A 6,386-nucleotide genomic window follows, 5' to 3' on the forward strand; every position below is an offset into this window, starting at 1 on the left:
CTCGCCCAGGCTGAGTTCCAGCTGACCCGGATGCGTGCCTTCCGGCGCGTCGCCCTGGGCAGCCGCACCGTGCAGAGCGGGGGTGGCGTCGTCGGCGATCTTCCGCAGTGACTGCTCGGTTTCGTTCATCTGCGATATCACACCCTGCTCGAGGGAGCGCGCCTGCGTTTCGACGTTCGCCTGCAGCTTGCGCAGTTCCTCGAGTTGCATCTCCCGCTCCACTTCGGCCTTCACGTCGTTCACGTAGCGCTGCATGCGCCCGAGCATGGTGCCGATGGTGCGCGCGACCTTGGGCAGCCGCTCCGGTCCGATGACGACGAGCGCGACGAGCCCGATCACCAGCATTTCCGAGAAGCCCAGATCGAACATCGTGTTCGTCCGATGGAAGCGTGTGGCGGCGCCGACCCGTCAGGCCCGGTTCTGGGTCTTGTCCTTGACTTCGCCTTCGATGGTCTGGCCGGTAAGGTGTGGCGTGTCCGACGACTTCGACGCTGCCGAGTCGTCCTTCATGCCGTCCTTGAATCCCTTCACGGCCGCGCCGAGATCCTGCCCCATGTTGCGCAGCTTCCGGGTGCCGAAGATGAGCAGCACCACGAGCAGTACGATGAGCCAGTGCCAGATGCTGAATGAACCCATGTCGTCCTCCGCACTCGCGTGATCTGCGGTCAGCGCCTGGCGAGCATGGGCCCGAGCGGCTCGTCGCCGCCGAGCACGTGCAGATGAAGGTGATGCACTTCCTGGCCGCCCACGCGCCCGGTGTTGACGATGGTCCGGTAACCCTCCGTGCAGTCCTGCTCCTTCGCGAGGCGCGAGGCCACCACCAGGATCTTGCCCAGGAGCGCCCGGTTGTCCTCGGTCACTTCCGCGAGCGAGGGGATGTGAAGGGCGGGCACGACCAGGAAATGCACCGGCGCAACCGGCCGGATGTCGTGAAACGCGATGATGTCGTCGTCCTGATAGATCTTCTTGCTGGGAATCTCGCCCCGCACGATCTTGCAGAAGATGCAGTTATCCATGACTCACCGGAACTCGCTGCGGATGCAGGCGGCGGGCCTGACCGCGTCAGGGCGCCGCGTTGCGCCCCGCCTTTTCGTCGATGCCCGAGATCCCCTCGCGCCGCCTCAACTCGTGCAGCACGTCGGAGGGACCGAGCCCCTGGAAGGAAAGCAGCACGAGGGTGTGAAACCAGAGATCCGCCACCTCCCGCACCAAATGCAGTTTATCACCGGTCTTGGAGGCGAGCATGACCTCGATCGCCTCCTCTCCGACCTTGCGCAGGATGGCGTCCTCGCCCTTGTAGAAGAGCCCCGCCACGTACGAGGACTCCGCCGCAGACGACTTGCGCGCTTCCAGCACTTCACCGATGCGGTGCAGCACTTCGGCATTGATCATTTCCGATAGATCTCCCGAGGGTCCTTCAACACCGGATCAACCTCCTCCCACTTTTCCTGTTCGAGCCTTGCAAAGAAACAGCTTTCACGCCCGGTGTGGCAAGCCACGCCGCCCGCCTGCTCGACGCGCAGCAAGAGTGCGTCCCGGTCGCAATCGAGACGAATCTCGGATACCCGCTGCACGTGCCCGGACTCTTCGCCCTTGCGCCAGAGCCGGGCGCGCGAGCGCGACCAGTACACGGCGCGTCCGCTCGCGACGGTCTCCGCCAGCGCCGCCCGGTTCATCCAGGCGTGCATGAGGACGCGGCCACTACCCGCATCCTGGGTGACGACGGGGACGAGTCCATCAGCGTTCCACTGCACCTGATCGAGCCACGCCGCGCTCACTGCCGTACCTCGATGCCGCGGCCTGCAAGCCGCTCCTTGGCTTCGCCGATCGTGAACTCGCCGTAATGGAAGATACTCGCGGCGAGCACCGCATCGGCCCGACCGACCGCTATGGCATCGGCAAGGTGATCGAGGTTCCCCGCGCCACCGCTCGCGATGATCGGAATCTCCAGCGCCTCGGAAAACGCGCGGGTGAGCGCAAGATCGAACCCCGCCTTGGTTCCGTCCCGATCCATGCTCGTGAGCAGTATCTCACCGGCACCCGCCGCCTGCATGCGCTCGCCCCACGCGACCGCGTCGAGCCCCGTCGGACGCCGTCCGCCGTGCGTGAACACTTCCCAGCGCGAACCTTCTTTGCCCGCCTGCTTGGCGTCGACCGCCACCACGATGCACTGCGAGCCGAAGCGCCCGGCGGCCTCTTCGACCAGCGCCGGGTTCTGTACCGCCGCCGTGTTGATGCTGACCTTGTCGGCACCGGCATTGAGGAGCTTGCGGACATCGGCGACCGAGCGCACTCCACCGCCGACGGTGAGCGGAATGAACACCTGCTCGGCGACCGCCTCGATCACCTGCACGATGGTGTCGCGCTCGTCCGAGCTCGCGGTGATGTCGAGAAAGCAGAGTTCGTCGGCGCCCTGCTCGTCATAGCGGCGGGCGATCTCGACGGGGTCTCCGGCGTCCCGCAGGGAGACGAAGTTCACGCCCTTGACGACGCGCCCCCCCGTCACGTCGAGACAGGGGATGATTCGTTTCGCGAGAGGCATCGCGGTGTGTGCTCCTGGCCGTGCCGGCTCACTGCCCCGTGGTCAGTTCATCGGCCAGCGTCTGCGCCGCCGTGAGGTCGAGACTGCCCTCATAGAGCGCGCGGCCGGTGATGGCGCCGACGATGCCTTCGGCCTCGAAGCCGCACAGTGCGCGCACGTCGTCGAGGCTGGAGATGCCGCCGCTCGCGATCACCGGCACGGCAAGCTCCCGCGCCAGGGCCACCGTGGCATCGACGTTGAGGCCGCGCATCATGCCGTCGCGGCCGATGTCGGTGTGGATGATGGCCTCGACGCCGTAGTCCTGAAACTTCTTCGCCAGATCGAGCACGTCGTGACCGGTCATCTTCGACCAGCCCTCCACCGCCACCTTGCCGTCGCGCGCGTCGAGTCCGACCATGATGTGACCGGGGAAGGCGTAGCAGGCGTCGTGCAGGAAGCCGGGCGTCTTCACCGCCGCGGTGCCGATGATGATGTACGTCACCCCGTCGTCCAGATAGCGCTCGATCACTTCCAGGCTGCGAATGCCGCCGCCGAGCTGGATCGGGATTTCATCGCCGATGGCGTTCACGATCGCCTTGATGGCCGCTTCGTTGCGCGGCTTGCCGGCGAACGCGCCGTTGAGATCGACCACGTGCAGACGGCGCGCACCGCGATCGAGCCAGTGCCTGGCCATCGCGCCGGGGTCGTCCGAGAACACGGTCGCCCCGTCCATGTCGCCCTGCTTCAACCGGACGCAATGTCCGTCCTTCAAATCGATGGCTGGGATGATGAGCATCGCTGGTGACCCGGATGATGGCTATGCCCGCAAACGCAACGCCGCTGTGCCGTCCCGCGCGCGCATGGCCGGCTGCCACGTCGCGAAATTGGCGAGCAGCCGCAGCCCCGCCGCCTGGCTTTTCTCGGGATGGCACTGCAGCGCGAAGAGATTATCCCGAGCGACTGCGCAGGTGAAGCGGAAGGGGTATTCGCTCTCGCCCGCCACCAGGCTCGCATCGGCCGGCTCCACGAAATAGCTGTGGACGAAGTAGAAGCGCTCACCCTCCTCGATCCCGGCCCAGAGCGGATGCGCCCGGGTCTGATGAACCCGGTTCCAGCCCATGTGCGGGACCTTGAGGCGTCCGCCGGCGGCGTCCACCATGGCATCGTGGGGAAAGCGCACGACCTTTCCCGGCAGGATGCCGAGCCCCGCCACGCCGCCTTCGTCGCTCCATTCGAAGAGCATCTGCAGGCCGATGCAGATGCCGAGAAACGGCTTCGACGCCGCCGCCTCGATGACGGCGGGCCGCAGCCCGCGGTGGTCCAGTTCACGCATGCAGTCGGGCATCGCGCCCTGCCCCGGGAAGACCACGCGGCGCGCCGCGCGCACCTCGGCCGGATCGTCGGTGATGACGACCTTGGCTCCCGGTGCCACGTGCGCACAGGCCTTCAGCACCGAGCGCAGGTTGCCCATGCCGTAGTCGACGATCGCGATATCTGCGGCCATGCGCACTCGCGTTACAGCGACCCCTTGGTCGAGGGCGTGAGCCCGGCCGCCCGCGGATCGGCTTCCACCGCAACGCGCAGTGCCCGCCCGAAGGCCTTGAAAATGGTCTCGACCTGATGATGCGCGTTGCGCCCGCGCAGGTTGTCGATGTGCAGGGTCATCTTCGCGTGATTCACCAGCCCCTGGAAGAATTCGTAGACCAGATCGACATCGAACTCGCCCACGCGCCCACGCGTGAAAGTCGCGTGAAACTCGAGCCCCGGTCGCCCGGAAAGATCGACGACCACCCGCGACAACGCCTCGTCCAGCGGAACGTAGGCGTGGCCGTAGCGGCGCACACCCTGCTTGTCGCCGAGCGCCTTCGCCAGCGCCTGGCCGAAGGTGATTCCGACGTCCTCCACCGTGTGATGGGCATCGACGTGCAGATCGCCGCGCGCGGTGACCTCGAGATCGAGCATGCCGTGGCGCGCGATCTGATCGAGCATGTGGTCGAGAAACGGGACGCCGGTGGCGAGCCGTGCACAGCCGGTGCCGTCGAGGCCGAGTGCGACCTCGATTTCCGTCTCCAGCGTCTGGCGGGCAATACGTGCAGTGCGCATGGCGGTTACACGCTCGCGCCAAGCGCATGCAGGAACTGGTCGTTTTCTTCCGGCGTGCCGACCGTCACGCGCAGGCAGTCGGCGAGCAGGGGATGTCCGCCTTCCAGGTTCTTCACGAGCACGCGCCGCGCCCTGAGCGCCGCGAACACCGCGCTCGCCGCGGGTATCCGGAACAGGATGAAGTTCGCGCTGGACGGGAACACCTGAACTTGCGGCACCGTCACCAGGGCGGCGGCCAGCCGGCCGCGCTCCGCGCGGATTGCGGCAGCCTGAGTCTCCAGCACCTGCGGCTCGCCGAGGACGCGCTCGGCCACTTGCTGCGTCAGCACGTTGATGTTGTAAGGCAGGCGCACCTTGTCAAACTCCGAGAGCCACTCGGGGCGACCGGCGATGAGTCCGAGCCGCAATCCCGCCAGACCGAGCTTCGATACCGTACGCATCACCAGCAGGTTCGGGTAGTCGGCAAGCCGTGGCAGGAAGCTCGCATTGGCGAACGCGTAATACGCTTCATCGATCACCACGAGCCCCGGACTTGCTTCAATCATACGCGATAGCCCCTCGCGGTCAAACAGATTGCCGGTCGGATTGTTGGGGTACGCGATGAAGATGACGGCGGGCCGATGGCGCGCGATCGCATCGAGGCACGCGTCGATGTCGAGCGTGAAGTCCGCGCGCAGCGCAACCGACTCGTAGCACAGCCCGCAGAAGGTGGCGATCATGCGGTACATGACGAACGACGGCTCGACGCCGAGCATGACGGCACCGGGGCGCGCGAGCGCCATGGCGAGGATCTGGATGAGCTCGTCCGAGCCGTTGCCGAGCAGGATGTCCATGCCCTCCGGCACGTCCATCACTGCGCGCAGCCGCGCCTTGAGCGCCGGCGCGGTGGGATCCGGATAACGGTTGAGCGCCGCCTGCCCGGCCAGCTCGCCGAGGGATGCGCGCAGCGCCTCCGGCAGCCGATACGGGTTCTCCATCGCGTCGAGCTTCACGCAGCCGCGACTCTCCGGTACGTGGTACGCGGCCAGGCGCCGGATGTCGTCGCGGATCAACTGCTCTGGACTCAGGGACATGCTCGCAAGCACTCGCCGGTGCGAACCGCGCTGGCGCGGCGCGCCCCGCAGTTCAATGGATTCGATAGGCAGCGGAACGGGCGTGCGCTTCCAGCCCTTCGCCGCGCGCGAGTTCCTGCGCGACGCGCCCGAGCGTAGCGGCGCCGGCGGCGGAGACACGGATGATGCTGGAGCGCTTCTGGAAGTCGTACACGCCGAGCGGGCTCGAGAAGCGCGCGGTGCGCGAGGTCGGCAGCACGTGGTTCGGCCCGGCGCAGTAATCACCGAGCGCTTCCGAGGCGTAGGGGCCGAGGAAGATCGCGCCGGCATGCCGGATCAGCGGCAGCAGCGCTTCCGGATCGGAAACCGACAGCTCGAGATGCTCCGGTGCGAAGCGGTTCGCGATCTCGCATGCCTCGGCCAGCGTGCGCACATGGATCAGCGCACCGCGGCCGGCCAGTGCGGCGCGAATGATGCCGGCGCGCGACATCTCGCCGAGCAGGCGTTCGCAGCTCGCCTCGACGTCGTCGAGAAAGCCGGCATCGGGACTCAGCAGCACAGCCTGCGCAAGCTCGTCGTGCTCGGCCTGGGAGAAGAGGTCCATCGCCACCCAGTCGGGGTCGGTGCTGCCGTCGCAGATGACGAGGATCTCCGACGGACCGGCCACCATGTCGATGCCGACCACGCCGAAGACCTGCCGCTTCGCCGCC

Annotated in this window: 11 protein-coding genes; all 11 read right to left on the minus strand. The window is 67.0% G+C overall.

Annotated features, from left to right (window positions below; all coding sequences use genetic code 11):
• Nucleotides 1-369: Sec-independent protein translocase subunit TatB (tatB, locus tag JNK68_09140; protein MBL8540524.1), on the minus strand; the 369-nt coding region annotated here is incomplete at its 3' end.
• Between the two features lie 39 nt (nt 370-408).
• A complete protein-coding gene (gene tatA, locus JNK68_09145) occupies nt 409-636 on the minus strand; it encodes a Sec-independent protein translocase subunit TatA (protein MBL8540525.1) in 228 nt (75 codons plus the stop codon).
• A gap of 29 nt (nt 637-665) precedes the next feature.
• The gene (locus JNK68_09150) at nt 666-1,016 is read right to left on the minus strand and encodes a histidine triad nucleotide-binding protein (protein MBL8540526.1); all 351 of its coding nucleotides are present in this window, start codon (nt 1,014-1,016) and stop codon (nt 666-668) included.
• A 46-nt stretch (nt 1,017-1,062) separates the two neighbouring features.
• Nucleotides 1,063-1,392 (minus strand): phosphoribosyl-ATP diphosphatase, encoded by a 330-nt coding sequence (locus JNK68_09155; GenBank protein ID MBL8540527.1) that lies wholly within the window; start codon nt 1,390-1,392, stop codon nt 1,063-1,065.
• Nucleotides 1,389-1,778 (minus strand): phosphoribosyl-AMP cyclohydrolase, encoded by a 390-nt coding sequence (hisI, locus tag JNK68_09160; GenBank protein MBL8540528.1) that lies wholly within the window; start codon nt 1,776-1,778, stop codon nt 1,389-1,391. The genes JNK68_09155 and hisI overlap by 4 nt, the downstream gene beginning before the upstream one ends.
• On the minus strand, nt 1,775-2,542 hold the full coding sequence (hisF, locus tag JNK68_09165) for an imidazole glycerol phosphate synthase subunit HisF (GenBank protein ID MBL8540529.1): 768 nt from the start codon (nt 2,540-2,542) through the stop codon (nt 1,775-1,777). Before hisF ends, hisI begins: the two co-directional genes overlap by 4 nt.
• Before the next feature lie 28 nt (nt 2,543-2,570).
• Nucleotides 2,571-3,317, minus strand: a complete 747-nt coding sequence (hisA, locus tag JNK68_09170; GenBank protein MBL8540530.1) for a 1-(5-phosphoribosyl)-5-[(5-phosphoribosylamino)methylideneamino]imidazole-4-carboxamide isomerase — start codon at nt 3,315-3,317, stop codon at nt 2,571-2,573.
• Nucleotides 3,318-3,338: 21 nt separating this feature from the next.
• Nucleotides 3,339-4,025: an imidazole glycerol phosphate synthase subunit HisH gene (gene hisH / locus JNK68_09175; GenBank protein MBL8540531.1), complete on the minus strand. Its 687-nt coding sequence runs from the start codon at nt 4,023-4,025 to the stop codon at nt 3,339-3,341.
• An 11-nt stretch (nt 4,026-4,036) separates the two neighbouring features.
• A complete protein-coding gene (gene hisB / locus JNK68_09180) occupies nt 4,037-4,624 on the minus strand; it encodes an imidazoleglycerol-phosphate dehydratase HisB (protein MBL8540532.1) in 588 nt (195 codons plus the stop codon).
• Between the two features lie 5 nt (nt 4,625-4,629).
• Nucleotides 4,630-5,697 carry a histidinol-phosphate transaminase gene (locus JNK68_09185; GenBank protein ID MBL8540533.1) on the minus strand — a complete coding sequence of 356 codons (1,068 nt, stop codon included), beginning with the start codon at nt 5,695-5,697 and terminating at the stop codon, nt 4,630-4,632.
• A gap of 52 nt (nt 5,698-5,749) precedes the next feature.
• Nucleotides 5,750-6,386, minus strand: a 637-nt coding sequence (gene hisD / locus JNK68_09190) for a histidinol dehydrogenase (protein MBL8540534.1), incomplete at its 5' end; no start/stop codon positions are given.

It is taken from the genome of Betaproteobacteria bacterium (genome assembly GCA_016791345.1).
In the GTDB taxonomy this organism is placed as follows: domain Bacteria; phylum Pseudomonadota; class Gammaproteobacteria; order Burkholderiales; family JAEUMW01; genus JAEUMW01.

Bases quoted from the DNA above. Each gene is read 5' to 3' on its own strand.
- JNK68_09155 (MBL8540527.1), bottom strand. From the start codon at position 1,392: ATGATCAATGCCGAAGTGCTGCACCGCATCGGTGAAGTGCTGGAAGCG.
- JNK68_09185 (MBL8540533.1), bottom strand. From the start codon at position 5,697: ATGTCCCTGAGTCCAGAGCAGTTGATCCGCGACGACATCCGGCGCCTG.
- hisB (MBL8540532.1), bottom strand. From the start codon at position 4,624: ATGCGCACTGCACGTATTGCCCGCCAGACGCTGGAGACGGAAATCGAG.
- hisF (MBL8540529.1), bottom strand. From the start codon at position 2,542: ATGCCTCTCGCGAAACGAATCATCCCCTGTCTCGACGTGACGGGGGGG.
- hisA (MBL8540530.1), bottom strand. From the start codon at position 3,317: ATGCTCATCATCCCAGCCATCGATTTGAAGGACGGACATTGCGTCCGG.
- tatA (MBL8540525.1), bottom strand. From the start codon at position 636: ATGGGTTCATTCAGCATCTGGCACTGGCTCATCGTACTGCTCGTGGTG.
- JNK68_09150 (MBL8540526.1), bottom strand. From the start codon at position 1,016: ATGGATAACTGCATCTTCTGCAAGATCGTGCGGGGCGAGATTCCCAGC.
- hisH (MBL8540531.1), bottom strand. From the start codon at position 4,025: ATGGCCGCAGATATCGCGATCGTCGACTACGGCATGGGCAACCTGCGC.